This window comes from Ruminococcus sp. Marseille-P328, from assembly GCF_964249465.1.
In the GTDB taxonomy this organism is placed as follows: domain Bacteria; phylum Bacillota; class Clostridia; order Lachnospirales; family Lachnospiraceae; genus Blautia_A; species Blautia_A faecis.
In genome coordinates, this window is record NZ_CAXUBQ010000025.1 from 45,561 (window position 1) to 70,287 (window position 24,727).

Here is a 24,727-nt window from a genome sequence, read left to right on the forward strand (position 1 = left end):
TGCCCTCCTCATGCAACAATGTGTTCATTATATATGTACTGGCATATCATGGCAAATGATTTTCAATAAAATTTGTAAAAAAATTATTTATCAGCAAATATGCTTGTCGTTATAGGCGATATTTCCTTTTCCGTATTTGTAGAGAACAGCCGGTTCTGAAGACATATGGCTGAAATCAATAGGCTCTGGAGTTGCAGTTCCCTCTACGATTTTATCAGCGCATGTGATTAAATCATGAAGAATTGCTTTTCCGATCGGGCGTATAAAATGTCCTGGGAAAATAAGTTCAAAATCTTCTTTATCTAACTTCTTTAATCCCTCTGCATATTCCTTTACTGTTGAGGAATAGGTATCAAAAATCAGAATCGGAGTTGATACTACACTGTCTCCGGCGAACAGAAATTTATTTTTTCTATCCAAGAAAACTACACTTCCAGGAGTATGTCCCGGTGTAAATAACACTTCCAGGCTTCTGCCGCCCAAATCAAAGATCTGATGCTCACTCAGCGGCAACATCTGAAAGTCTCCAGGCTCACGACCTTCAATCATGTACTCTGTTCCATAAAATCCTGGTTCCTTCTTTGTTTTTTCCACATATTTCTTCCAGCCGCTTCTAAGTGTCTCTGTATCTGCCATTTTGAAATCTTTTTCACTAAGATATGCTTTTCCAAACTCGTGGTTGCCTCCCACATGATCCAGATGTCCATGTGTATTTAATACAACATATGGCAAATCAGTCAGCGTTTCAATCACTTTTTTCAGATTTCCAAAACCTGAACCGGTATCGATCACAGCTGCACTTTTTTCACCTTTTACCAGATAAATAATGTCTGCTCCGAACTCATCGATTGCCCAGACATCCTCTGCTACCAGCTGAACTGTATAGCCTTCAATTCTCTGTAAATTAATATTGTCCATTTTCTGCCGTTCTCCTTTTCAATTACATTTTTACTGCACCTGCGGTAAGTCCGCTGGTGATATATTTCTGTGCTGCAATATAAATGATTATGATTGGAACCATAGACAGAGTCATTCCGGCAAGCATCAGATTCCACTCAGATCCGGAGGTACTCTTAAACATATAAATAGCAACTGTCAGGGTTCTCAAACCACTGTCTGAAACATACAGGTTTGGCATAAGGAAATCATTCCATGTCCACAGGAAAAACAGTACCAGAAGAGTTATGCTTGTGGAGCGTACCAATGGGAAAATTACCTGCCACATGCAGCGGAACATGCCACAGCCGTCAATTGCTGCTGCCTCTTCCAATTCCTTCGGAATGGACTTCAAAAAGCCAACGTAGGTAAAAATACCGAATGCTCCGTGGAAGCCGGCATACAGGAAAATAAGTACGGTCAGGTTATTCAAAAGGTTTGTGTTGGTCAGCTGTACAGAAAGCGCGATCATAATGGAATGGAACGGAATGATCTGTCCAAGGGTGAAAATCAGATACAAAACATTTCCAAGCTTTCCAGGGATGTGCGCAATTCCATATGCAGCCATAAAGGAAATGATGGTACATACCAGCATGGTTCCCAGGGTTACATATGCTGAGTTTCCGACTACTCTCCAGAATTTCAGACGTTCTATAGCTTCGGTAAAGTTACCGGTATAGAGGTAATGGGGAAAAGAAAGGAAGTTCTGGATCATATCGTTATGTGTCTTGAATGCGTTCATCACAAGCAGGATGATCGGCATAAGGAACAGGACACCAAAGAAAAACATAATAATGGTTGGAAGCCATACTTTCTTTTTCATTAGTATTCTACCTCCTTCTTACGAGTGCAGTACAACTGGATCAGAGTAACCGCTGCTACTGTAAGGAACAGGATTACAGATTTCGCTGAGCCATAGCCCAGGTTGTACTTGGTGAAAGCTTCCTGGTAAATATTCATGGCAACTGGCATTGTGGAACCGTAAGGACCACCGCCTGTCATTGCGTTCGGAATATCGAATGACTTAAATGCTCCTGAAATAGAAACAAACAGATTGATCGTGACAGTTGGCATAAGCAGCGGAAGCTCGATTTTCAGAACTTTTTTCAGACCGCTGCAGCCATCCAGCTCAGCAGACTCCATAACATCCTTCGGAATAGTCTGAAGACCTGCGGTATAAATGATCATCAAGAAACCAATGTTCTGCCAGATGGAAACCACAATGATCGTCACAGTTGCCATTGACGGAGTTCCGAACCAGCTTATATTTGCCAGCCAGTCCCATCCCAATGCTCCGCCAAGTGCAGGCATTGCATTTGTAAAAATAAACACCCAGATAAAGGATACCAATACGGCACTGACAATGTTAGGAATGAAGAACATAGCTCTAACCACGCCTTTAGCCTTAATGTTCTCATTCAGGAAATAAGCAAGAATAAATCCAAAAACATTGCTACCAATAATGGTGAACGCACCAACAAAAAGGTTAAATCCAAAGGAAGTCCAGAATTTTGTATCGGAAAACAGTTTTACATAATTGTCAAATCCCACAAAAGCTTTTTTCCCGGACATCAGGTTCCATTTCAGGAATGAATATGGAATGGTTCCGCCAAACAGAGGTGCCAGCATTGCAAAGGAATACAAAAGCAAAGCAGGCAGAATCAGCAGAAGATAAAATTTCTTGTTTTTCTTATATAAAGATGACATATTATCCTCTCTTTCTTTTTCTAAAAGGCTCATCTGCTTATACAGATATCACGATAAATCTTCCATTAAAAAGATTCCCGGGGGGTGCTCCCCCCGGGAATCGCAGGTCAGCATTTCCTCTTATTTACTGATCCAGATATTCAAGATATGCTGCGTCAAGCTCGGAAATTACCTCATCCTTGTCAGCAGCGTCTGCCATGTAACCCTGGAAGATATCTCCGGAGATAACATCAAATCCGTTTACATACTGCTGATATACCCACGGAATTACGTTTCCGCTGTTTGCATATTCCAGATAATCGTTTGTAGATGCAGAATCATAATTAACTGTGAAATCCTGAGAAGCCGGTGCAGAACCTGGTTTCTCAGTTACAATTGCAATATATCCATCAGAAAGGGAAGCATCGCTTAAGAAGTCAATAACCTCTTTACAAGCATCCATATGCTCTGTCTGAGTGCTTACTCCATATACGATTCCTACGTCAACTGCTGCTTTGTTTCTCTCAGCGTCGTTGGATACTGGTAATGCAAAGTATCCGATTTCCGGCGGGTTATCCATTTTTGCTACTACGTTCTGGCTGAACTCACCGCTGATCAGCATAGCAGCTTCAGAGTTTGCAAGTGCATTGAAACCGGATGTGGAGTCGCAATCCATCATATTGCTTCCACAATGAGCTTTGATAATATCTGCTGTTGCAAATACATCATCGATACCGTCTACATTGAAGGTTCCCTCGCCGGAATTTAACTGATCCAGGAAGCCTTCCATATCATCCTGTACTACGTTTGACATCATTACACTGAACATGTGTTTCAGAGTCCAGGAATCTTTGAATGTGGAAGCGATTGGTGTTACGCCGGACTCTTCCAGCTTCTCGCATGCTGCTTCGAATTCATCTCTTGTTTTCGGAACTTCTTCGATTCCGGCATCCTTAAACATCTGCTTGTTGTAGAATACACCAAGATACTCAACGTTTGCAGGATATCCGTAGATTTTTCCATCATAGGTAGCAGCTTCAAGAGCTGTCGGGTAAACCTTCTCAGTAAAATCCATTCCGCTTAAATCCTGAATTCTTCCTGCCTCTGCAAAATCCTGCACCTGTGTCCATGGTGTAAGGATGTAGATATCCGGCCAGTCATTTGTTGCAGCTGCAGTTCCAAGGAAATCAGAGTAATCTCCGGACTGCATTGTGATATCCAGCTCGATATCATCATGTTTGCTGTTGAAGGACTCCATGGTACGATCCAGCTGATCGCCCCACTCACCATTCCATACAGTCATAGTGACCTTGGTCTTCTCTCCATCAGCCCAGCAAAGGTTTGTTCCAAGGGACATAACCATTGTTCCAGCTAATACTGCTGCCAACATTTTTTTCTTCATTTCTTATACCTCCTAGTATAATTTTATTTTCCGCCAACTGATTTTTTCAGTGGCTGGGTTCCGTTTTGGTAACGTTTCCGGTATTGTTACCGGTAACGTTTCCGGTGATATTTGAATCATAGCATAGTCGACTGACATTTTCAATGTTTTTTTGCGACTCTTTATCACTTTCGTATGTATTCACAATATTTTTTGTGCATTTTTGTATGAATTGCACAGTATTTGCAGGAGTTGACAATCCACCTTTACTGCCTGCAAATACTGTGACAAAGTGACTGTATTTACGGTCTTACTGCTGTTCCATCCGGAAGCCTTGGCAGCATCCAATCCCATGTGACAACCTCTTCGCTGCACGGATACTCAGCTGCTGCTTTTTCATCAATATCCACACCAATTCCTGGTTTCCCATTCAGATACAGATATCCGTCCCGCATTTCCGGAATTCCGGTAAAAATCTGATGTAAGGCAATTGCGCCTGCATCTTCAGACAAGGTATTGGTGTCAGCCCATTCCTGGATTCCAAAATTCGGAGAAGCCATATCCAGGTGGATATTTACTGCGTGACCAATCGGAGTAAGGTCTATTGGTCCATGCCATGCAGTTCTTATTCCAAATGCATCACAAAGAGCAATCAGTTTACGTGCCGGTGTAATTCCTCCAATCTGGCTTAAATGGATTCTTATATAATCAATTTCTCTTTCTGTGATAAGATTCAGCCATTCGTTTGGATTGTTAAACAGCTCTCCCATAGCCAGCGGGGTGGTGCAATGCTGCCTGATCTGCTTAAACCATCCGCTCTGTTCCGGAGAAAGACAGTCCTCAAGAAAGAACAGACGGAATTTCTCCATATCTTTTGCAAATATCACTGCATCCGAAGGTCTCAGCCTCTCATGTACATCGTGACAAAGCTCCAGTTCCCATCCATAGGTTTCCCTGAGACGCTCAAACAGCTGTATTGTTTTTGCCATGTATGCTTTTGGATCATAATAGCAGCCTTCAAAGGATCCTTCCGGTGGCTGGTAAGGCATATCCTTTCCGCCATAGCCTCCAACCTGCGCACGGATACAGCGATATCCTCTTTCTTTTAACGCTCCTACTTTTTGCACACAATCCTCTATTGTGGTGCCTTCAGCATGCGTATAGCATGGCACTCCGGTTCTGCATTTTCCACCCAGTAAGTCATACAAGGGCATTCCGGCCATTTTTCCTTTAATATCCCATAAAGCCATATCCACACCTGACAGGGCATTGTTTAAAACAGGTCCGTTTCTCCAGTAGCTCATGCCCTTTATGGACTGCCAGATATCTTCAATATCAGAAACATCTCTGCCGATCAGGTATGGCTTCAGATATTTTTCCACTGCAGCAACCACTGCCAGATGTCTGTGGGCAAAAGTTGCGCAACCCACGCCATATAATCCTGGCTCACTTGTTTCCACTTTTACTGTCACCAGATTGATTTTCTGCGGCGCACAGCAAATTACTTTTACATCTCTGATCGTTACTCTCATTTTTCTCCTCCCCAGGCATTTTTATCATTTTCTACTTTTTCCGGCATTCCCGGCAGGATCAGTCCTCCGTCAACCCGCAATACTTCTCCGGTTATATAAGCTGCATTCTCACTTGCAAGGAATACTACCGCTCTTCCTATATCTTTCGGTGTTCCATTTCTGCCCATTGGAATTCTTTCTCCCAGACTTTCCCAGAAGCCTTCCAGCTCTGTCCTGCCTTCTGCTTTTATTTCCTCTGGCGTACGGATACAGATAGCTCCCGGAGCCACACAGTTCACACGGATCCCATATGGTGCAAGATCCAGTGCCATAGACTGTGAAGCCCGGTTCACTGCTGCCTTTATGCCGCCGTAAACACAATCTCCCGGATATGCTCTTTCTGCTCTTGAAGAGGTTATGTTGATAATGCATCCTTTAACCTCATGAGCCTTCATATATCTGGCCGCCTTACTGGAAAGTACAAGGTAATTCAAAAGATCCAGATTCAGCATTTTCTGGGTTTCCTCCATTTCAAGGTCCAGAATGGACTGAAACACGGTAACTCCGGCATTATTTACAAGCAGATCCAGTCCGCCCAGTTCCCTGACAGCCTGGTCAAAAAATTTCTCCCCTTCTCCTGCCTGTGCCATATCAGCCTTTGCATACCAGGCAAAGGAACCCATATTTCTTATTTCTTCAGCAGCTTCCTTTGCCTCATCTTCCCGTGTCCGATAGGAAAAGGCAATATCATATCCGGCTGCTGCCAGTTCTCTGATAATTCCACGTCCAATTCCACGACTGGCACCTGTAACGATTGCTTTTTTTCTCATCACAGTTTTCCTCTCTTATTCTATTTTCCCAGACAATACCTGCACAGGTACGGGAACTTCCACAAGCACCCGCTGATTTCCCAGTTCTCCCTCTGATTGCCTGTCAAAAATATATATTTTTCCTGTTTTCTGATCTGCTGCAAGCAAATGCTCCTCACTGCTGTCCAGACAGATACTTCGAAACCATCCTTTCGGAACTACAACTTTTTGTTTCAAATTTAACATTCCATTTTCATCTATGGTAAATCCAAAAATTTCTCCGGTTCCTCTCACAGATGCGTAAAGCATTTTCCCCTCTGCAATACACAGTTCTGCTGCAAGCGCGCCCTCTGGCAACTTCTCTTCCAGGGATATGGTCTGGCACAGCTCCCCATTACAGTAAACAGAAATTGTAAGATCCAGCTCATTTAATACATAGAGATACGTTTTTCCATTTTTCTCCAGTATTCCCATATGTCTTGGACCGGCTCCAGGTCTGACCTCTATGGTTTCTTTTTGCAGAAGCTTTCCCTTATCTGTGTCAAAAGAATAAATCTTATCACACCCTAAGTCAGCTGCATACAGATCTCCCCTATGAAGGAAGCAGGAGTGAATATGAGATGCTTCCTGCCGTTCCGGATCCAGCCCTTTTCCTGTAAAAGAAATTTCCTGTAAAAGCTTCGGGCTGCCGGCTTCTGAAATGTCGATCACCTTTAAATCTCCACTTCCGTAATCAGATACAAAAAGCCTTTGTCCTTTTTCATCCTTTTCAATATGACAGGATGCTTTTCCAGGCATCTGAAGACCTTCCTTTTTCTCTGCTGTAAGCCTTTCTTCCTGAACCCCTACTTCATATTCCACAATTTCCGCAGCATCTTCACTTTCACTTACCGCAAAAAGCCGGTTCTTCACCAGACAAACCCAGGAAGGATTCTGCATTTGTATGATAAGAGGAGTTCCTGCAACATCTCCCAGGATCTCATTATACGGAATCAGATAGATACCTTTTCCAAGCTCCTGCTTCTCCAATACAGCAGGGGCATCATGCTGTGTATAGGTTCCGACAAGCAAAATATCCATGCTTTCTTCCATCTCCTTTGTTAATTCCTTTTACTGGAATTTCAGTTCATCTGACAATTCCACAACCATGTGTAATTCACCAGGTGACATCACCTTTTCTCCATGAATTACCACATTGTCAAAATAAAAGCCATGAGGTCTGCACACCTCATTTTTCATCTCAAAGCCACGTATAATGGATACTGGAAAAGTGCCTTCTGTAATTTCAATATTTTTAAAGAAAATATCATTTACCATGCCTCTTTCCCTGTCTCGTGAATACTTGGAATCAAGAGTTTTAATATCAATAAATTTTTCCTGGGCATCTTCAATTCGGATGTTTTCATAAACAATATCATGTACATGGGCACGGTCAGCGTTATGAATTGTCAGTACTCCACCTGACTGATTGCCCTCATACTGGCAATGTACAACATCACAATTTCTGAAAACAACATCTGTAATTTCGTCACATCTGGTTTCATATCCGATTTCAAGTGTGTTTCCAAATTCTGCATTCCAGAACAGGCAATCCTCAACAAGGATATGTCTCACATCTGTGCAGCCTGACGGATCCTGGAATTCCACAGCCTTAATAGATATACAATCATCATTTGCCCTTATAAAGCAATTACGAAGCACTACATTCTCACATCCGACTATATCGACGCCATCTCCTGTGATCACTTTTCCCAGAACATTTACGTCTTCAATCAGAACATTTTTACATGCAACCGGAACAATATGCCAGGAACCACCATCCAGAAGTGTGATTCCGCGTATTTCAATGTTCTCACCCAATACAGGAACGATCAGCTGCTCTGCTCCATTTTCGTCCCATGCATGCCAGTTTCCTCCATACAAGATTCCATTTCCCAGAATACGGACTCTGTCTGCCATTCTGGAATAGATTCTTCCGCTTACAACTGCTCCGTACTCTATATAAACAGTTTCGTCAGAATTAAGCTGAAGGCATCCCACATTGTAGGCTTTTCCACTTTCAAATACATAAGTGGCATTCTCAGGCTTCGGTATGTATTTTCCAGGAAGAACATAAAGTGGTGACTCCAGTTTATCGTCCAGTTCAAGAGTAATTCTCTTTCCGGCAGGAAGGCTTATACTGATTTTGTTCCCCTCTTCTTCGAACGGTATCTGTGCAGCTGCAGGACGGATAACAGCCTTCTGAAATGGTTCGTTTACTGTAACTTCTACCTCTGCCTTTTCATTTTCATCCAAGAAAGAAACAAAATCAAAAAATTCCGTATGATATACTCGCTGTTCCTTTCCGTTTATCTTAACCTGATACAGCTCTGATACCGGAATATCTTCCACTGATTTCAGTTCATACAGTGGTTTCTCGCTTATCTTTCGCGGTACAAATTCCTGTTTTTTCATCATTATGTTTCTCCTTTATTTTAATTTATTTTTTAAATTCATAATTATGTTTATAAACATTACTATACATTGTTTTTTATATTTAGTAAAGTGTTTTATTTGACAAGATACTTCGCCTGTTTTTATGCATTTTGTATAAGAGATTCTGTTTTTTCCAATTATCGTTTGACTTATTTGTTTGATACATATATACTATAGGTTACTAAACAACCTTATTTTGAAAGGAAACATTATGGAAAAACTTCCTGCATACAAGAAATGTTATAACAAATTAAAATCCGATATAGATAATAACGTTTATCCCATAGGTTCCTATCTTCCCACAGAAGATGAGCTTGGAAAAATGTTTTCGGTAAGCCGTACGACGGTCCGGCATGCCATTGACCTTTTGGTTAAAGACAAACGCATAAAGGTAAAGCAGGGTGCCGGCACACAGGTGATCAATCCCAAAGAACGGGAGCTTACCAGCTTCTCAAAATTTCATAACGTAATAGACATAAACACTCTGTTTCCGGATAATGCCGCCCTGACCATCAGCGGAACCTGGATTGACCGTATTCCTGCAAACAGCCAGGTCGCCAGTGCGTTGGACCTTAATGAAGGAACAGAAGTCTTCCGCCTTCAAAGAGTGGTTTCCTCCAATGAACAGCCTGTGATAATTCAGACAAATTATATCCGTATTGATTTTTTCCCAGATTTAGATACCTACCGCGAACAGCTTGTAGATCTCTATTACTTTATTCAGAAGCACTACGGAATTAAATTTGAAACTGGCGAAGAACACATCAACATCAGCTCAGCTGATTTCCTTGATGCACAGATTCTCAACATTGAACCGGGATCTCCTATTTTTTTCAACACCAGAACAGCACACTGTTCACTGGGTCCTATGGAATACCTGGAAGCCAGGATTCGTCCTGATCTGTGCCATTTCGTGGTTCGTATGAAGGAACCACCAGCATGGTACGATCTTCCCGAATTTCAAAAATCCCTGGAACGTGTTTGAAAATGAATGATCAACTTATAAAAAGGAGCGGCGCTATGTCTAAACGCATTTCGGCCCTTCTGCTTTGCTTATTTCTATTTTGCCTGCTAATAGTTTTCCCAGCTGCAGGCTGCGGTCAGAACAGCAGCTCCGGTTCCGGCGAAGAACCGCCTGTTTTTTCCCCGCTGAAGGTTCTGGTTCCGGAAGCTCCGGGAACAGACACCATAGGATATTCACCTCTGATACTGGATATTTCAAATATCAGTCAGGGATATCTGACTGCTGTCAGTGACAGCAATGGTACCACCAAAAACATCCAGCTTTCCGCGGATGACGGCGTTGTTTATTCTTATTTTGTAAGCTCCGGCGAAAGTGCTGTCATTCCGTTTACCAGTGGAAGCGGCACCTACCAGGTATCCTGTTATGAGCAGGTAAACGGCAGTCAGTATGCCGCACTTTTTGCCCAGGCTCTGGAGGTTTCCCTGGAGAATGAATTTCTCCCGTTTTTGTATCCGAACCAGTATGTAAATTTTACCCCGGACTCAGAAGCTTGCAAGCTGGCTCTTTCTCTTCTGGCAGAGGATGCCACGGAACAGGAAAGCATTGACACCGTTTTCCAGTATGTAACCCAGCATGTCACCTACGACGAGGACAAAGCAGCCACCGTTGAGACAGGATATCTTCCTGACATAGACGAAACCCTCTCTACCGGAAAGGGAATCTGTTTTGATTATGCTGCCCTGATGACGGCAATGCTGCGAAGCAGGGATATTCCCTGTAAGCTTCAGATCGGATATGCAGGTGACATCAAGCATGCCTGGATCGATGTTTACATACGTGGAAAAGGATGGGTGGAACAGGCGATTACCTATGACGGGGAGAAATGGAACCGCATGGATCCAACCTTTACCGCCAACAGTGAAGATGAAGAGCTTATCAATTCCTATATCGGTGACAGCGCAAATTATACGCTGCAGTTTACCCGATAGCACAACGAAAAACGCCTCGCAGGTTCATGGATTTTTTCAGGATCTGCCTGATGTTTTTTCAGAGAGGACTTTATATGATTACCAAATTAAACAATCGGGAGCTGTTCCAATTCTGTGAACAGTTTTCCATCATATTACGTTCCGGAATGTCCGCCATTGAGGGACTTGCCATCTTAAATGACGACAGCCAGACAGAACGGGGCAAAGAAATTTTGACCTTTCTTTATAAAGACATGGAGGAATCCGGCTCCCTGGCGCACGCCATGGAGCAATCCGGTGCTTTTCCTGCTTCTGCTGCTGCTTATGTACGCACCGGCGAAGAGACTGGCTGTCTGGATGAGGTTATGAAGGGTCTGTCTGCTTTCTATGCGAAGGAGATTCAGATCACAGACCAGATTCAGAGTGCAGTCGCCTATCCCCTTGTTATGCTGGGCATGATGACTGCGGTTATTGTAATTCTTCTTGTAAAGGTTCTCCCGGTTTTCCGCCAGGTTTTCCGCCAGCTTGGACTGGAAATGAGCGGGATCTCCGGTGCCCTTCTTGGAATCGGCGAAACACTTAGCCGCTATTCCACTGCCTTCCTTGTTCTTCTGGCCGCGATGATCGGCTTTATCCTTTTCCTGGTTCTTCACCCAAAGGGGCAGGAACTGATCCGCAAAATCGTCTGCCGTTTTCCAGGCATGAAGGAAATACCGGTAAATCTGGATTACAGTCGTCTTTGCCAATGTATTTCCCTGGGAATCCGAAGCGGACTTTCCCCTGAGCTTTGTGTGGAACTGGCAGGCGCTGTTGTCTCCCAGACTGAGACCAGGGAAAAGCTTGCTTCCATTCAGAAGCAGCTCGCTGAAGGTTATGGATTTATAGAAGCCATCACGGAATCCGGACTTTTTAAGGCTATGGAGCTTCGTCTGATCTCCCTTGGTTTTCAGGCTGGTGCATCTGACGAAGTAATGGAAAAACTGGCTGAGCAGTATGAAGAGAAATCCACAGACTCTGTTTCCCATATTGTGTCAATTTTGGAGCCTACTATTGTGATCGTCCTTTCAATTCTTGTAGGACTGGTCCTTCTTTCTGTTATGATGCCGCTGCTGGGACTGTTATCTGAAATGATCGCATAACAGCTGTAAGGGAGAGTGAAAATGGATATATTTGAAACCAGACTCATTCGTGTCAGGCGGATTTTCCGCTTTATTGTTCCAATCCTGTTCGCTGCAGTCCTCTGCCTGATCTTCTATCTTGGAATTGCACGTACACAGACTGATTCCCTGAAAAAAGAACAGGTTACTTTAACGCAGGCACTTGAAGGAGGTGCCATCCGCACCTACGCCCTCACAGGCCAATACCCTCAGAGCCTGGATGAATTGCTTTCAGATTACCATATTACCTATGATTCTGAGAAATTTGTGGTAGAATATGTTCCAAACGGATCCAATCTTCTGCCATCGATCAGCGTACTTCCGGTAAATGCCAGAAAAGGAGGTGCCAGATGAATTCCAGATTTACCCGGAAGAACCACAGCATTGATTCACTGGCAGCCCTGCTGCTTTTTGCAATGTATGTGCTGTTTCTTCTATTTCTGATGCTTTTTGGTGCCGGGAACTATCAGGCCTCTGTAAAAAGCCTGGACACTAATAACACCCTTTATACAGCAGCCTCTTACATCACTACCAAGTTTCGTCAGCACGATATTCCCGGAATGACCTCCCTTACAGAGCTTCAGGGAACACAGGTTCTTTGCTTTCAGGAAGCTATTGAGGGGAAAGATTACTGCACTTACATTTATTTTGATGGCAGTCATTTAAAAGAGCTTTTTACAGCATCGGATTCCCGGGCCGATCTTTCTATGGGGACCAACCTCGCACAGCTTCAGGATTTCCAGATTGACGCTTTAGAAAACACTTTTTACAGAATCACATTAACGGACACAGATGGACATTGTTCCAGCTTTCTGCTTCATCCAGGGGTTCCTGCCTGATTCGCAGGCTCCTGAATTTGGGGCTGGTCACTTCTGAATGATGTGCTGAAAGGAAGTTTTTATGAAAAAAATCACTACCCATTCCAAATCCGGGCTTTTTCTTATGGAAATGATATTTGTCCTTCTTTTTCTGGGACTGACCTGCGGTGTCTGCGTAAGACTGTTTGCGGCTTCCTACATGGCAAGGGTACATGCCCGGGAGGACTCTCATATCCAGGAGCTTATCACCAGTGCCGGTGAAATTCTGGAAGGAACTGACGGCACTGTCCAAAATTTTCTGGCACTGATGCCAGATGGAGTTGCAGATCAGGACAGTATTTGCTATTATTTTGACAAGCACTGGCAGAATACTTCCGAAGAAAGCGCGGTTTATAAAATGAGGCTTGTCTGCTCTGCTTCTGACAAGGTCAAAGAAATTCAGGTCACTTTTGAAAAACTCCAGAATGCAAATGAAGAAACCAGTCTTTATACACAAACAATTCGCTTTCCAGTTTTTTCCACAAAGGAGGAAACAGATTCATGAAAGAAAAGAATCATCTTTTTTCCGCAACTGGAATTCCTTCCCTTTTTCTAATCTTCGGAGTACTTATGCTGGTGATCCTGTCCTTGCTTGGCTATGGTACTTCCAGACAGGATCTGCGCTCCAGCAGTCTTTCTCTGGAGCAGACCTCAGCCTATTATAATGCCTGCAGTGAGGCAGCTGATTTTTATTCAGATCTGGTTCAGACACTGGAAGGATTTCAGGCACAGGCAAAATCAGAAAGTGCATATTACCAGCTCGTCTCCGATCATCTGAACTCACAGGAGAATGTAAAATGGGATTCAGAGGAACATACTGCTGAATATGTGAAAGCATTTTCCGACACCCAGAGTCTGGCTGTGAAAATTGTTGTATTCTGGACTGACTGTACAGCTGATTCCACAGCCTCTGATACCGCTGCTTCTGATACCGCAGCTTCTGATACCATTAATGCAGGATTGGACATGACCAGCAGCAATATCGCCGGGATCCTCTCCTGGAATACGGTTGTAACTGCAGACTGGAATCCGGACAACAGCCAGTCTGTCTACAAAGGAGAATAATTTTATGGAAGAAAAAGTAAAGGCTTTTCTGGAGCTTGCCACTCAGAAAAAAGCCTCTGATATATTTATTATTGCCGGTCGTCCCCTTTCTGTAAAAATTGACGGAAAGCTCTGTACACTGGATGGTTTTGAAGAACGGCTCATGCCTCCGGAGACAGATGAATTTATCCGGATCATTTACAAGCTTGCTCACGACCGGAATATAGAACCTATGCTGGAAACCGGTGACGATGACTTTTCCATGGCTATCCCGGGTCTCTCAAGATTTCGTGTAAATACATACCGGCAGCGTGGTTCTCTTGCCGCTGTCATCCGTATTATTGCATTTAATCTGCCGGATCCGCAGGATCTGCACATTCCTCCGGCTGTTATGGAAGCAGCTGACCTTACCAAGGGAATGGTTCTGATCACAGGTCCTGCCGGAAGCGGAAAATCTACCACCATGGCTTGTATCATCGACAAAATCAATCACAGCCGCGAAGGGCATATCATCACGCTGGAAGACCCTTTGGAATACCTGCACAGACATGACAAATGCATTGTCAGCCAACGCGAGATCTGCACGGATACTGCCAATTATCTGGTTTCCCTGCGTGCCACCCTGCGTCAGAGCCCGGATGTGATCCTTCTTGGAGAAATGCGTGACCACGAGACTATCCAGACTGCCATGACTGCTGCTGAGACCGGACATCTGATTCTTTCCAGCCTTCATACTACCGGAGCTGCCAATACCATCAGCCGTATTATGGATGTTTTCGAGCCCAGCCAACAGCATCAGATTGCCATTCAGCTTTCCATGGTTCTGCAGACTGTTATTTCCCAACAGCTGGTGCCGGATGTGAATGGGCACAATATTCCGGTTTTTGAGATCATGAGGCTTACCCCTGCCATTCGAAATATGATCCGCGACAACAAGATTTATCAGATTGACGGTGTGATCGCCTCTTCCTCCCAGGCAGACATGAAATCCATGGATAACAGCCTGCTGGAGCTTTATCGAAACCGCCAGATCACAAGAGAGACTGCACTTAAATATTCATCTAATCCGGAAATGTTAAAACGGAAGCTCATGTAATGGGCTTCCGTTTTTTTAATATCCGAAGGTTGTCCTGCTGCAAAAAACTTTATAGTTTTTACTATGTGCAGACTATCTTCTATTCCACAATGCTTTACTGTAAATTCTATTTCTTTTCTGCAATTGATTTCCTACTTTCTTGTAACTGCCGCCGATGCTTTATACTTTCCCTTTACAACACCATTTGGCTCTTTTACATAAGCACGCACATAATAACGGTACTTCTTTCCTTTTTTTACCTTCGTGTCTGTCCAGGTAGAAGTTTTCCCCTTCTTAATAGTAGCTGCCAGCTTATATTTTCCGCTTCCGGTTTTTTTGTAAATGTAATAGCCATCACACTTCTTCTGTGCCTTCCACTTTAATTTCAGACCTTTCTTCGTATTGGAAACCGATGAGACGGTCTGCCTGGAGGGTGCTGATTTATACGTTCCACTGGACTTGTAACTGCTTGCCACTGTTTTCTTATCCACAGTACAATAAGCTCTTACTGTATACTCATAAACGGTAGCTGATTTTATCTTTTTATCTTTGTAGGATGTAGTAGCTGCTTTCTTTATGTTTGCAAGCTTCGTCCATTTTCCAGAGGATGTTTTCCTGTAAACCACATAGCCTGCTGCACCGGAAATCTTATTCCAGTTTACTGTATTGTAAAGTCCGGAAGAAACCTTCACCGACACAGACGGAGTGGCAAGCATTGTCTTAGCCGCAGCTTCCGCGGTATAATCGGAATATTTCGCAGTACCGTTCACCATACTGTACGCACGGATCTTGTATGTATATGTAATTCCCGGCTGAACCTTCGTATCTGTCCAGGAAGTATCCGACCAGGAGGCGGTCTCTACCTTCTGATACTCTCCGCCGGAGATTTTTCTATAGATCTGATATCCGGAAACTCCGGCTGCTTTACTCCAGGTCAGACTGATCTGGTTATAGGTGCGGGCCGCAGCTTGAAAGGAAGCAGGTCTGGTTACATTCACTGCACTGCTCAAGGTTCTTGTGTGAGCTTTAATTCTTGCACAGGCACTTGGACTTGTTTTGGAAAAATCGCTCCATCCATTTTTCTCATGGTAACAGAAGCTCTGATCCGCCTCCAGACCAGCTTGAAACTCCACCCAGTCATAAGCACTGTTAGTCTCGCACAAGTATTCCACTGTGTCGGAACCGATATTGGTGAGCACTACCGAATAAAGGGTTCCACTCATCAGATTTACCTCTGGCACTTCCACTGTGGAAATACCGGCATGTTCCTGATAAAAAGTTACCGGATTGGCATAGGCCGGAGTTCCGCTTACCGGATTGCTCTTATCCTTCAGATTTGTATAAATCTGAATGCTGTAGCTTCCTCCGTCAGAGTAAGTAGCCAGAACTACTTCTCCAAGGGCTTCTCCGTTCCCATTTCCGGCTTTTGCCTGAAAAACATTGGCAATGGAGGAAATCCCACTGCTGCCGGAAGGATACAGCTTCAGCTTGCTCAGTGCACTGGAGCCATCATAGAAATAGTTGTTACGGTACTTCGGACTGGTGATGGCTTCTGCTGCTACAATATTATAATTACATTTATTCTCATAGGAAATATAAAAATAACCGGCTTCTCCCCAGTCATCTCCCCAGCTGTTTCTGGCGATCCATGCCCCGTTTGAAGTAACATTGCTGGCAGAATTGAAATTTTCCCTGGAATAATTGTCATCCCATCCAATCAGGGTTATTGCATGATTCACGCCTGCACTTCCCTGGTAGCTGTATGCATACGTATACGGATTATAATAGGTATCATACATTCCAAAGGACATGGAAACAGATCCATATTCTGATATCAGACTTTTAATATTATTTACAGAATAAGAGGAAAACGCCGCATTTTCCAGATATGCGGTGGTCTGGTATGCCATTTGGGAAGACGGCACCTTGTCAGAGTCTAGGGTATGATCTGCATTTGTCTCATAAGGAACCTGGGATTCCAAAGCCATACCGCTCCACGTACTCAAGAAAATGGCAGCCAGAGTCTGATTTCCTCCATCTCTGTAGGAATGGAGGATATTGTTTTTGTCGTTGGCTGTATTTCCAAGAGGATCGTTCCTTCGATTGGCAAAGAAATATGCCAGATGTTCTTCTGACAGATCAAACAGCCCAGCTCCCGCCTGAAAAAATGAGATTTCCAGGTTGGCAGCCAATGTGTATGCCCAGCACATATTGGAAGGCTTTTGATTTCTCACCGGGATGGAAAGACTGCTTCGGGGATCGTATTTCGCAGGATAAGACGCAGCTCTGGCAGCACCTACGCTTCCTGTATCACCGTTTCCATTGCCAGCTGGCGGGTCTACATAGCTTAAGGGCTGCAGCTCACGGATCGGCTCCAGCTGAGCCTCAATCTCCGCATCGGTCAGATCGTCTTCATTTTTCTCTTCTTCGGCAGAATCCGGATCCATGCTGCCAAAGCCAAAATCTTGTTCCTGAAGTTCATCAGTACCACCATCTGAGAAACCGTCTGACAGGTCTTCCGATTGGGAGGGATTTCCATCTGTCATGCCTGTGAAGCTGGCATTGCCTGACTGACCGGCATCGTCTTCCGTACTTCCATTGCCAGCCTGGCTGTCATCGCCTTCTGCACTTCCATTGCCAGCCTGACTGTCACCGTCTTCTACACTTCCATTGCTAGCCTGGCTGTCATCAGCTAAAGTGCTTCCGCTCCCTGACTGATCATCACCTGCTGAAAAATCATCCTGCACATAAAACTCTTCCGCAGTCATCGCATCCGACGGCACAGCTGATGCAGCGTCTCCTGCGCTTTCCATTTCCACACTTTCCGTCCAGACCATACTCTGCCCGGCAATATCTGCTGCCTGAATAGGCAAGCCTGTAAAAATCAGGGACTGGGCAAGTAACAGACTTACAGCTGCTTTTTTCAATAATTTCTTATATTTCATATTTACTCCTGTCGTTCTGAGCTTCCTGTTCCGGAGTATTTTTCACACAGGCTCCAGAGCGTATTAAAAAATCACCAGAACAGAATTTTCGTTCAAACAGATATTTTTCACTTATTTATGATTTTTTAGATATTTTTCCAGAAAATGTATTAATTTCTCCATTTCTTCCTGAGTCCCTACCGTGATCCGCAAATGATTGTCAATCCTCGGCTTCGGGAAGTATCTTACATAAATATGCTCCTGACGAAGGGCCTCAAAAATTTCTTTTGCCGGACAGCTTTTGTGAGAAGCAAAGATAAAGTTGGTCTTAGAATCCGGGAATGTGAAACCAAGGGCAGCCAGTTCTTTCTTCGCCCATTCTCTGGTAGCAATAATCTTCTCACAGGTTTCTGTAAAATATGCCTTATCCTGGATAGCTGCCACACCGGTTGCAAGAGTGGTACGATCCATAGTGTAGGAATTGAAGGAATATTTTACATCGTTCAGAAAACTGATCAGCTGTGGATGGCCGCACGCAAAGCCGATACGCATTCCAGCCATGGAACGGGATTTGGAGAAGGTCTGAACTACCAGGAGATTGTCATATTTCTCTATAAGCTCCAGTGCTGATTTCGCTCCGAAATCTACATATGCTTCATCTACGATCACAATGACGTCCCGGTTGTGTAAGAGAATCTCCTCGATGTCACCGAGGGGCAGCTCCACGCCTGTAGGTGCATTGGGGTTTGGAAAAATAATCCCGCCGTTTTCTCCGAAGTAATCTTCTTTGCGGATACAGAAGTTCTCATCGAGAGCTTTACATTCATATGGGATTCTGAAAAGATCCGCCCATACGTCATAGAAAGAATAGGTGATATCTGGAAAAAGGATCGGTTTATCTGAGTTAAAGAAGGTTAGGAAGCTCATGGCAAGTACATCATCTGAGCCAACACCTACAAAAACCTGCTCGTCTTTCATTCCATAGCTCCGGGCAATTGCATGTACCAGGTCGCCAGCTGTAGGATCCGGATAAAGGCGGAGGGTATCTGGCTGAATCCCGTGTAATGCTTTCTCCACGCCTGGTGCAGGGGGATATGGGTTCTCGTTTGTGTTCAGCTTGATCATGTCCGGCTGATTGGGCTGCTCGCCGGGTGTATAAGGTACTACTTTACGAATGTTTGCTTCCCATGTATTCATTTCGGTCCATCCTCGCTTCTTCGTATTTTTATTATAATTTCCTTTTGAAAAAATCTGTAGTATGCATGTTTCTGCATAGTTATTAGTATTTTACTTTTTTCCTTGGAGTTTGTCAAATTTCGCTGTGGGGTGTTGCGGTACTTCTTTCTGCGGTTATATTGCTATTTTGTGGATTGGTCGTTATTCCGGACGCGATTTCACAATGTATATTCACCGCCGCGCGTCCAGGCGTTCCGGCAAGCTAATGACTAACTACGACTAAGACGCTCAGGAGAGCCTTCGCGCCTAAGTCTCCGTAAGTCATGGATCTCGCCTCCACTAAAACCGCTCCTGAAATGCGCGGCTTGCGAATATACATTGCAAAATCGCTGGCTGCTGGAAAGGGAAGAAAGAAACTATAACGACAACAACGGGGGTGGGGTGACGTAGTTGGTATCCCGCAACTTTATTGTTTTTTTTAATCTATCGCTGTCAGGAAAGTATCGGGAAACCAATCACTCCCCCTCCCCCTTCGTTAAAAGTTCTTTTCAACCAGCAAGTCCCAGCCAGTACACAGCATTTGGGCAATGTGTATTACTCCAGCGAGCCATTTCAGGCGCGTTCTTAGCGTAAGCGAAATCCAGCGCTTACGTAGACTTATGCGTGAGGGCTCTCCCGAACGCATTAGTCGCAGTTAGCGCTTAGTTTGCTGGAGCGTTGCGCCGGCGAGTGAGTAATACACATTGTCCAAATGCGTCCCTCCTGAAGAACTTTTTAACCATAAAAAAGCCCCTTAGGAATTTTTATGACTTCCCAAAGAGCTTTCAATATAATCTTATTAACCTGCCAGGTGAAGGATTCCAATGAGGAATACCCAGCCAAGTCCATAATATGTCACAACAGCAACAAGGTCGTTGACGGTGGTGATCAATGGGCCAGAGGCTACGGCGGGGTCTACACCTGCTTTTTTGAAAAACAGTGGGATACAGGTACCTACGGCACTGGAGATCAGCATTGCAAGGAGCAGGGCGACTCCGATGCAGCCGGATACGGCGTATGCAAATACCAAAGTCTTTCCTTTAAATAAGTAAATGTAAAGTCCAATGAGTACAAAGGACAATATACCAAGCAACGCACCATTGCAAAGACCAATCCGCATTTCTTTAAATACAAGTTCCAGTTTCTGCTTACCGGTGAGGGACTCATCCATCAGAACACGGATGGTAACAGCCAGAGACTGTGTACCAACGTTTCCGGCCATGTCCAATATAAGGGACTGGAAGGCCATGATGATAGGAAGCTGGGTAACTACGTTCTCAAAGACACCTACCACAGAGGATACAACCATTCCAAGACCAAGAAGAACGAGCAGCCATGGCATACGTTTCTTCATACTCTCTTTCAGCGGTTCCTTCAGATCTTCCTCTGCGGTAAGACCTGCCAGCATGGCGTAATCCTCTCCCATTTCATCATCAACCAGGTCGATGATATTGGCTGATGTGATAACACCCAAAAGGCGGTTATCATTATCCAGCACGGGGATGGAATCCTCGGAATAGGCTTTCAGTTCTTCGATACAGTCGTCAATATCCTCTTCGGCATATACATATGGATAAGAGGTTGCCACCAGATCTTCCAAGGATTTGTCCTGTCTTGCAATGATCAGATCCTTCAGATCAATGGCTCCGTAAAATTTCTGTGACTCGGTTACCACAAAGATTGTGGAAATATTATCGTTCTTAGCAGCCTGTTCTACAAGGCTGTTCATAGCCTGCTTCACAGTCAGGTTCTCACGAATGATAATGCAATTGGTCGTCATGCGGCTGCCGATTTCATCCTCATCAAAGGAAGCGATCATCTCAATATCATGGCGGACATCATCATCCATTAATTCGAACAGCAATTTCTTTTTGGCTTTATCAATCTTATGAAGAACCTCTACAAGGGCATCAGTCTCCATGCGTGAAAGAATGGCTGCACCTTTTTTTACATCCATTTCTTTCACATATTCTGCTGCATTATCTGAGTCCGTATACTCAAAAATATCGGACAGCATATCCAGTTCCAGAATACGGTACAGTTTGCAGCGTTCCTGAACAGTCAGCCTCGGCATTGCATCTGCAATGTCATTGGCATGAAAATCTCCCAGCTTATCGCTCATAGCTGCCGGAGAGGTATTACTTCTTACTACAGCCAGAATATCCTGGGTGTAGTCCTGCACTCTTTTCTCCATCCTACTTTCTCCAATCTGACAATAAGACAGTTCACCATTTCTAGGTGTTTATCTTATGTATTTTTGACGGACTTATACAAAGTCCATTTTTACGGACAGTAAAATCCGTATTTAAACAGAATATAAGCGTATAGCTTTTCTGTTCTTTGAGCGTGTTTGAAAAAGGTTTTCTGCAAGATGTACGTCACAATTTGTGGGAGATTTTACCAGAATGAGGGCACCATAGTGGGCTACGGCAACCGAATTCGGGTAAAATATACTGCAAAATGGAGCGCAGATTGCGGAAATGCTTTTTCAAACAGGTTCTAGGGAATATTGGATTCTTCTGAAGAACTCATAGGATAGAAAAAAGAAATGAAACAGTGTTCTTAAGCGCAATGCGCCTTTTACATGAAAAGAAGAACAGAATGTGCGCGATGCTCATCTGTCATTTCGTTTTTCCATCCTATGCAACTACTTCGCCCATGAGAATCGCAACTATCCATTCTGTTCACCTGCCTTTGTTCTTAGATTTTGTGGGAATATATTTTATTCCCACAGGTCATTCTAACTGCTTTTATACAAAAAATCAATTCCTATTTTGCTATTTACCTGATTTCTCACCTGATTTTTTCAGGTTTCTTTCCATTTCTTTACATAGCTGTCATTTTTCTGTGGGCAAATAGAAAAAGAGAGACGGCAAAAGCCGTCTCAAAAGAATCAACACGATATCAATTACAGCAACTGGCGCAATGGTCTTATTATAATTCTTAATACTCCATAGAACAGCTTCTTCTGCCAGTTCAGCTCTTTCGTTTCGTACTGTCCCCCTTCGGTCTCCTGTCCGTTTGACAGAACTTCTTTACTTTTTTCTATGTAAGTACCTTCCGTAAACTGAATCTGCTGATTCAGTTCTTTGCTGTCGATAACAAGCATTAATTCCGTATCCAGATAAGTACTTCTCATGTCCAGGTTATAGGATCCAACGATAGAGAGTCGGTCATCAAGCAGGACTGCTTTTGTGTGAACTGGAACCTCGTTCATCAGCTCATAGACATCGGCACCGGTATTCAGAATTTTCTTTTTCTGATTCAGGTAGTCGGTGCAGCCCCAGGGGTTGGAGCCTTTTTCTACTGCGTTAAGAATGATCTTTAACTGGGCATGGGACGCGATCTCATTTAAAGTGTCGTACATGTATCCGTTGCAGATCACATATGGGGTCTGGATCGTTACATTTTCTGCGTTCTGCGCCAGATAGCGGATTGTCTGAAGTACCAGGGGCGTTTTGGGACCTGCATGGGTTCCGTTGTTGACAAGCGTAATTTTATTCGCCGGAATGGTATCCTCCTGCCAGGAGCTGTAATCTTCAATATCGGTGTATTTTTCTTTTAGGGAAGCGTAACGCATTTCTAAAGACTGGTACTGTTTTTCGTACTTTGAAAGTTTTTCCTGTGTCTCGTCTGTAATTTCATTTTCAACATTCGGTATTCCATTCACAATATTTGAGTTTTTTGAATTGCTTTCTGCACCCTCACTGTCATCCGATGCTTCTTCTGACACAGAAATATCTGAACTATTCTTTTTTCTTCCACCCTTTATTTGCACGCAGTCCTCATTCCATATCTGCCGGAAATACGCTTCCAGTTCCTGCAAAGATTCTCCCTCGCCCTTTGTGATATCCCACACCAGAATATCCCTGTCCACATTGATATCCGTGGTATAATCTCCAAGGAAAATATCATTGCTGTTGCGTCCACCCAGTAGATACATTTCGTCATCCACGATCACATATTTATCGTGCATACGGTAATTCAGCTTAAATAAGCCTGCTGGAGTCACCGGATTGTAAACACCAACAACTACATTCTCCCTCGCTGCCAACGCCTGAAAGTCTTTACTTCCATTCAAGAAAAGCTGCTGGTAAATACCATCAATCAACAGTTTGATTTCCACACCTCTTTTGGCAGCTTGATCCAATGCTGCAAGAAGATCTGTTCCGCTTTCATCTGCCCGCAGATCAAAGGTTGCCAGTACAATACTCTTCTTCGCCGCTCCAATCATCCGCAGACGCCACAAAAGTGCCTCTTCATTATCATCAATACAGCGGATCCGTTCGCCCCTTGGCGTATCGGAAGTAAATTCTGTCTGTTTCAGCGTTTCCGCAAATTTTTCATCTGGCTTCCTGCAATACAGCGGCGCAAAAACATTTACCAGTACTACAATAAGCAAAAACAATAGCAATATATTCCGTATTTGTTTTAGATTTTTCTTTATCGTTATACACCCTTTCTAAAATCAACATTCCCACAAATATTTCTTCAAATCTACACAACCATTTTCTTTCAGAGTAACTCCTTCCCCTTTCAGCAGCCACTCCTGCTCTGTCCACCCCGGCGCCAGCCTCCCCATATGGTTCACCACCCGATGGCAGGGAAACTTCCCATAGTTCTCTGCATGTGACAACACTCTCGCCACCAATCTGAAATTCTTCTCCCGCCCGATCAGCTTCGCGATCTGTCCATAGGTTGCCACTCTCCCCGCCGGAATTTCCTCCACCACGGAAAGAATCTCATAGGCAAGATCATCGTTTAATTTGGAGATATTTTCTTTGCGCTTGTTTGTTTTCAGTAAATCTGAAAAGGGATCGTCAATCATAACTTTTGTCACCTACTTTTATTCATTTCTATTTTGTCATGTAGTATTTCAACTGCTAGAGCCTGTTTGAAAAACATTGTAAGTTGTTCATTTTAACCAAATTAATATTGAAGCGATACATATAAATCCCAAGAAAGTTAAAGCCAGCTTATCATAGCGGGTGGCAATTCGACGATAAGCTTTCAATTTGAGAAAATAATTTTTTACCAAATGTCTCTCTTTGTAAAGCCACCAATCGCAATGGCGTTCAAATTTAGCACCTTTTCTAGAAGGAATCGTTGGTTCTCCTCCATGGGCATAGATATAATCAGTTAGATTGTTACAGTCGTATCCACGATCTGCCAATACATTACTTCCATTGGGATTGACATGATCCAGCAAAGGGATTGCGTAATTGATATCGTTACGCTGCCCTTCACTGATCATAAAATAAACCGGATAACCGTATGCATCTACAACTGCATGGATTTTTGTGCTGGCTCCACCACGGCTGTGTTCGATTTCGTTTGGTGACCCTCTTTTTTTGCTCCAGCACTATGCTGATGAGCTTTGACAATAGAAGCGTCAATTGACAGTTCTGTTAATTCGGCTTCTAAGCTCAAAACACGAAAAATATTATCAAGGGTGCCGTCTTCAATCCATTTACGGAAATGGGAATAAACAGTTTGCCAGGAACCATAACGTTCTGGAAGGTCTCGCCATGGAGCTCCGCTACGAGCAATCCAAACAATTCCATTCAGAATTGTCCGGCTGCACTTTTGGGGGCGTCCCTGTTTTCCGGAATTTTCAGGCAGCAGTAATGGAGCTATACGGTTCCATTTGGTACTATGTCAAGATTTAGTACAAGTTAAAATGAGGTTTTCCCCATCTTAACTTGCCATTGGCTCTTCGTTCTGT

Annotated in this window: 22 protein-coding genes and 1 pseudogene; 8 read left to right on the top strand and 15 right to left on the bottom strand. The window is 43.7% G+C overall.

The window, feature by feature from the left end:
* Window positions 1–90 precede the first annotated feature (90 nt).
* From ACESTK_RS16280 to ACESTK_RS16315, 8 genes are all read right to left on the bottom strand, one after another.
* Complete coding sequence (locus ACESTK_RS16280; RefSeq protein ID WP_373120246.1) at window positions 91–918, bottom strand: MBL fold metallo-hydrolase; 828 nt, start codon at window positions 916–918, stop codon at window positions 91–93.
* A gap of 22 nt (window positions 919–940) precedes the next feature.
* Entirely contained in the window at window positions 941–1,759 is an 819-nt protein-coding gene (locus tag ACESTK_RS16285) for a carbohydrate ABC transporter permease (protein ID WP_226854352.1), read from the bottom strand.
* Window positions 1,759–2,643, bottom strand: coding sequence for a carbohydrate ABC transporter permease (locus tag ACESTK_RS16290; RefSeq protein WP_226854353.1), 885 nt, complete (start codon window positions 2,641–2,643; stop codon window positions 1,759–1,761). Before ACESTK_RS16290 ends, ACESTK_RS16285 begins: the two co-directional genes overlap by 1 nt.
* 124 nt (window positions 2,644–2,767) lie before the next feature.
* A complete protein-coding gene (locus ACESTK_RS16295; RefSeq protein ID WP_195992886.1) occupies window positions 2,768–4,024 on the bottom strand; it encodes an ABC transporter substrate-binding protein in 1,257 nt (418 codons plus the stop codon).
* Window positions 4,025–4,305: 281 nt separating this feature from the next.
* Window positions 4,306–5,535 (bottom strand): enolase C-terminal domain-like protein, encoded by a 1,230-nt coding sequence (locus ACESTK_RS16300; protein ID WP_148461068.1) that lies wholly within the window; start codon window positions 5,533–5,535, stop codon window positions 4,306–4,308.
* Entirely contained in the window at window positions 5,532–6,344 is an 813-nt protein-coding gene (locus ACESTK_RS16305; RefSeq protein ID WP_148461067.1) for an SDR family NAD(P)-dependent oxidoreductase, read from the bottom strand. Before ACESTK_RS16305 ends, ACESTK_RS16300 begins: the two co-directional genes overlap by 4 nt.
* 15 nt (window positions 6,345–6,359) lie before the next feature.
* On the bottom strand, window positions 6,360–7,403 hold the full coding sequence (locus ACESTK_RS16310) for a lactonase family protein (protein WP_373120247.1): 1,044 nt from the start codon (window positions 7,401–7,403) through the stop codon (window positions 6,360–6,362).
* A gap of 30 nt (window positions 7,404–7,433) precedes the next feature.
* Complete coding sequence (locus ACESTK_RS16315; RefSeq protein WP_204452647.1) at window positions 7,434–8,780, bottom strand: glycosyl hydrolase family 28 protein; 1,347 nt, start codon at window positions 8,778–8,780, stop codon at window positions 7,434–7,436.
* A 229-nt stretch (window positions 8,781–9,009) separates the two neighbouring features.
* Between ACESTK_RS16315 and ACESTK_RS16320 the strand changes: the two genes are divergently transcribed.
* The 8 genes from ACESTK_RS16320 (at window position 9,010) to ACESTK_RS16355 (ending at window position 14,884) form a co-directional block, all read left to right on the top strand.
* A complete protein-coding gene (locus ACESTK_RS16320) occupies window positions 9,010–9,783 on the top strand; it encodes a GntR family transcriptional regulator (RefSeq protein ID WP_148461064.1) in 774 nt (257 codons plus the stop codon).
* Window positions 9,784–9,818: 35 nt separating this feature from the next.
* Entirely contained in the window at window positions 9,819–10,751 is a 933-nt protein-coding gene (locus ACESTK_RS16325; protein ID WP_195589643.1) for a transglutaminase family protein, read from the top strand.
* 74 nt (window positions 10,752–10,825) lie between these two features.
* Window positions 10,826–11,869, top strand: coding sequence for a type II secretion system F family protein (locus tag ACESTK_RS16330; protein ID WP_270430975.1), 1,044 nt, complete (start codon window positions 10,826–10,828; stop codon window positions 11,867–11,869).
* 21 nt (window positions 11,870–11,890) lie between these two features.
* The gene (locus ACESTK_RS16335) at window positions 11,891–12,241 is read left to right on the top strand and encodes a hypothetical protein (RefSeq protein WP_270430976.1); all 351 of its coding nucleotides are present in this window, start codon (window positions 11,891–11,893) and stop codon (window positions 12,239–12,241) included.
* Window positions 12,238–12,726 carry a DUF4860 domain-containing protein gene (locus ACESTK_RS16340; RefSeq protein WP_118584199.1) on the top strand — a complete coding sequence of 163 codons (489 nt, stop codon included), beginning with the start codon at window positions 12,238–12,240 and terminating at the stop codon, window positions 12,724–12,726. The genes ACESTK_RS16335 and ACESTK_RS16340 overlap by 4 nt, the downstream gene beginning before the upstream one ends.
* Before the next feature lie 61 nt (window positions 12,727–12,787).
* Window positions 12,788–13,249, top strand: coding sequence for a hypothetical protein (locus ACESTK_RS16345; RefSeq protein WP_118584200.1), 462 nt, complete (start codon window positions 12,788–12,790; stop codon window positions 13,247–13,249).
* A complete protein-coding gene (locus ACESTK_RS16350) occupies window positions 13,246–13,809 on the top strand; it encodes a hypothetical protein (protein ID WP_204452625.1) in 564 nt (187 codons plus the stop codon). Before ACESTK_RS16345 ends, ACESTK_RS16350 begins: the two co-directional genes overlap by 4 nt.
* Window positions 13,810–13,813: 4 nt before the next feature.
* Complete coding sequence (locus ACESTK_RS16355) at window positions 13,814–14,884, top strand: type IV pilus twitching motility protein PilT (RefSeq protein ID WP_118584202.1); 1,071 nt, start codon at window positions 13,814–13,816, stop codon at window positions 14,882–14,884.
* A gap of 131 nt (window positions 14,885–15,015) precedes the next feature.
* Here the strand turns inward: ACESTK_RS16355 and ACESTK_RS16360 are convergent, their stop codons facing one another.
* The 7 genes and pseudogenes from ACESTK_RS16360 to ACESTK_RS16390 form a co-directional block, all read right to left on the bottom strand.
* The gene (locus ACESTK_RS16360) at window positions 15,016–17,808 is read right to left on the bottom strand and encodes a C1 family peptidase (protein ID WP_373120248.1); all 2,793 of its coding nucleotides are present in this window, start codon (window positions 17,806–17,808) and stop codon (window positions 15,016–15,018) included.
* A gap of 111 nt (window positions 17,809–17,919) precedes the next feature.
* A complete protein-coding gene (gene hisC / locus ACESTK_RS16365) occupies window positions 17,920–18,984 on the bottom strand; it encodes a histidinol-phosphate transaminase (RefSeq protein ID WP_373120249.1) in 1,065 nt (354 codons plus the stop codon).
* A gap of 817 nt (window positions 18,985–19,801) precedes the next feature.
* Window positions 19,802–21,196 (bottom strand): magnesium transporter, encoded by a 1,395-nt coding sequence (mgtE, locus tag ACESTK_RS16370; RefSeq protein WP_373120251.1) that lies wholly within the window; start codon window positions 21,194–21,196, stop codon window positions 19,802–19,804.
* A gap of 111 nt (window positions 21,197–21,307) precedes the next feature.
* Window positions 21,308–21,484 (bottom strand): DUF6783 domain-containing protein, encoded by a 177-nt coding sequence (locus ACESTK_RS16375; RefSeq protein WP_334285795.1) that lies wholly within the window; start codon window positions 21,482–21,484, stop codon window positions 21,308–21,310.
* Window positions 21,485–21,910: 426 nt separating this feature from the next.
* Window positions 21,911–23,410, bottom strand: a complete 1,500-nt coding sequence (locus ACESTK_RS16380) for a phospholipase D family protein (protein WP_347087774.1) — start codon at window positions 23,408–23,410, stop codon at window positions 21,911–21,913.
* A gap of 60 nt (window positions 23,411–23,470) precedes the next feature.
* The gene (locus tag ACESTK_RS16385) at window positions 23,471–23,830 is read right to left on the bottom strand and encodes an MGMT family protein (protein ID WP_178090551.1); all 360 of its coding nucleotides are present in this window, start codon (window positions 23,828–23,830) and stop codon (window positions 23,471–23,473) included.
* 87 nt (window positions 23,831–23,917) lie between these two features.
* A pseudogene (locus ACESTK_RS16390) lies at window positions 23,918–24,639 on the bottom strand (IS5 family transposase).
* Window positions 24,640–24,727: the final 88 nt, after the last annotated feature.

Excerpts from the sequence above, each read along its gene's own strand:
- ACESTK_RS16280 (WP_373120246.1), bottom strand. The coding sequence starts at position 918 with ATGGACAATATTAATTTACAGAGAATTGAAGGCTATACAGTTCAGCTG.
- ACESTK_RS16285 (WP_226854352.1), bottom strand. The coding sequence starts at position 1,759 with ATGAAAAAGAAAGTATGGCTTCCAACCATTATTATGTTTTTCTTTGGT.
- ACESTK_RS16290 (WP_226854353.1), bottom strand. The coding sequence starts at position 2,643 with ATGTCATCTTTATATAAGAAAAACAAGAAATTTTATCTTCTGCTGATT.
- ACESTK_RS16295 (WP_195992886.1), bottom strand. The coding sequence starts at position 4,024 with ATGAAGAAAAAAATGTTGGCAGCAGTATTAGCTGGAACAATGGTTATG.
- ACESTK_RS16300 (WP_148461068.1), bottom strand. The coding sequence starts at position 5,535 with ATGAGAGTAACGATCAGAGATGTAAAAGTAATTTGCTGTGCGCCGCAG.
- ACESTK_RS16305 (WP_148461067.1), bottom strand. The coding sequence starts at position 6,344 with ATGAGAAAAAAAGCAATCGTTACAGGTGCCAGTCGTGGAATTGGACGT.
- ACESTK_RS16310 (WP_373120247.1), bottom strand. The coding sequence starts at position 7,403 with ATGGATATTTTGCTTGTCGGAACCTATACACAGCATGATGCCCCTGCT.
- ACESTK_RS16315 (WP_204452647.1), bottom strand. The coding sequence starts at position 8,780 with ATGATGAAAAAACAGGAATTTGTACCGCGAAAGATAAGCGAGAAACCA.
- ACESTK_RS16320 (WP_148461064.1), top strand. The coding sequence starts at position 9,010 with ATGGAAAAACTTCCTGCATACAAGAAATGTTATAACAAATTAAAATCC.
- ACESTK_RS16325 (WP_195589643.1), top strand. The coding sequence starts at position 9,819 with ATGTCTAAACGCATTTCGGCCCTTCTGCTTTGCTTATTTCTATTTTGC.
- ACESTK_RS16330 (WP_270430975.1), top strand. The coding sequence starts at position 10,826 with ATGATTACCAAATTAAACAATCGGGAGCTGTTCCAATTCTGTGAACAG.
- ACESTK_RS16335 (WP_270430976.1), top strand. The coding sequence starts at position 11,891 with ATGGATATATTTGAAACCAGACTCATTCGTGTCAGGCGGATTTTCCGC.
- ACESTK_RS16340 (WP_118584199.1), top strand. The coding sequence starts at position 12,238 with ATGAATTCCAGATTTACCCGGAAGAACCACAGCATTGATTCACTGGCA.
- ACESTK_RS16345 (WP_118584200.1), top strand. The coding sequence starts at position 12,788 with ATGAAAAAAATCACTACCCATTCCAAATCCGGGCTTTTTCTTATGGAA.
- ACESTK_RS16350 (WP_204452625.1), top strand. The coding sequence starts at position 13,246 with ATGAAAGAAAAGAATCATCTTTTTTCCGCAACTGGAATTCCTTCCCTT.
- ACESTK_RS16355 (WP_118584202.1), top strand. The coding sequence starts at position 13,814 with ATGGAAGAAAAAGTAAAGGCTTTTCTGGAGCTTGCCACTCAGAAAAAA.
- ACESTK_RS16360 (WP_373120248.1), bottom strand. The coding sequence starts at position 17,808 with ATGAAATATAAGAAATTATTGAAAAAAGCAGCTGTAAGTCTGTTACTT.
- hisC (WP_373120249.1), bottom strand. The coding sequence starts at position 18,984 with ATGAATACATGGGAAGCAAACATTCGTAAAGTAGTACCTTATACACCC.
- mgtE (WP_373120251.1), bottom strand. The coding sequence starts at position 21,196 with ATGGAGAAAAGAGTGCAGGACTACACCCAGGATATTCTGGCTGTAGTA.
- ACESTK_RS16385 (WP_178090551.1), bottom strand. The coding sequence starts at position 23,830 with ATGATTGACGATCCCTTTTCAGATTTACTGAAAACAAACAAGCGCAAA.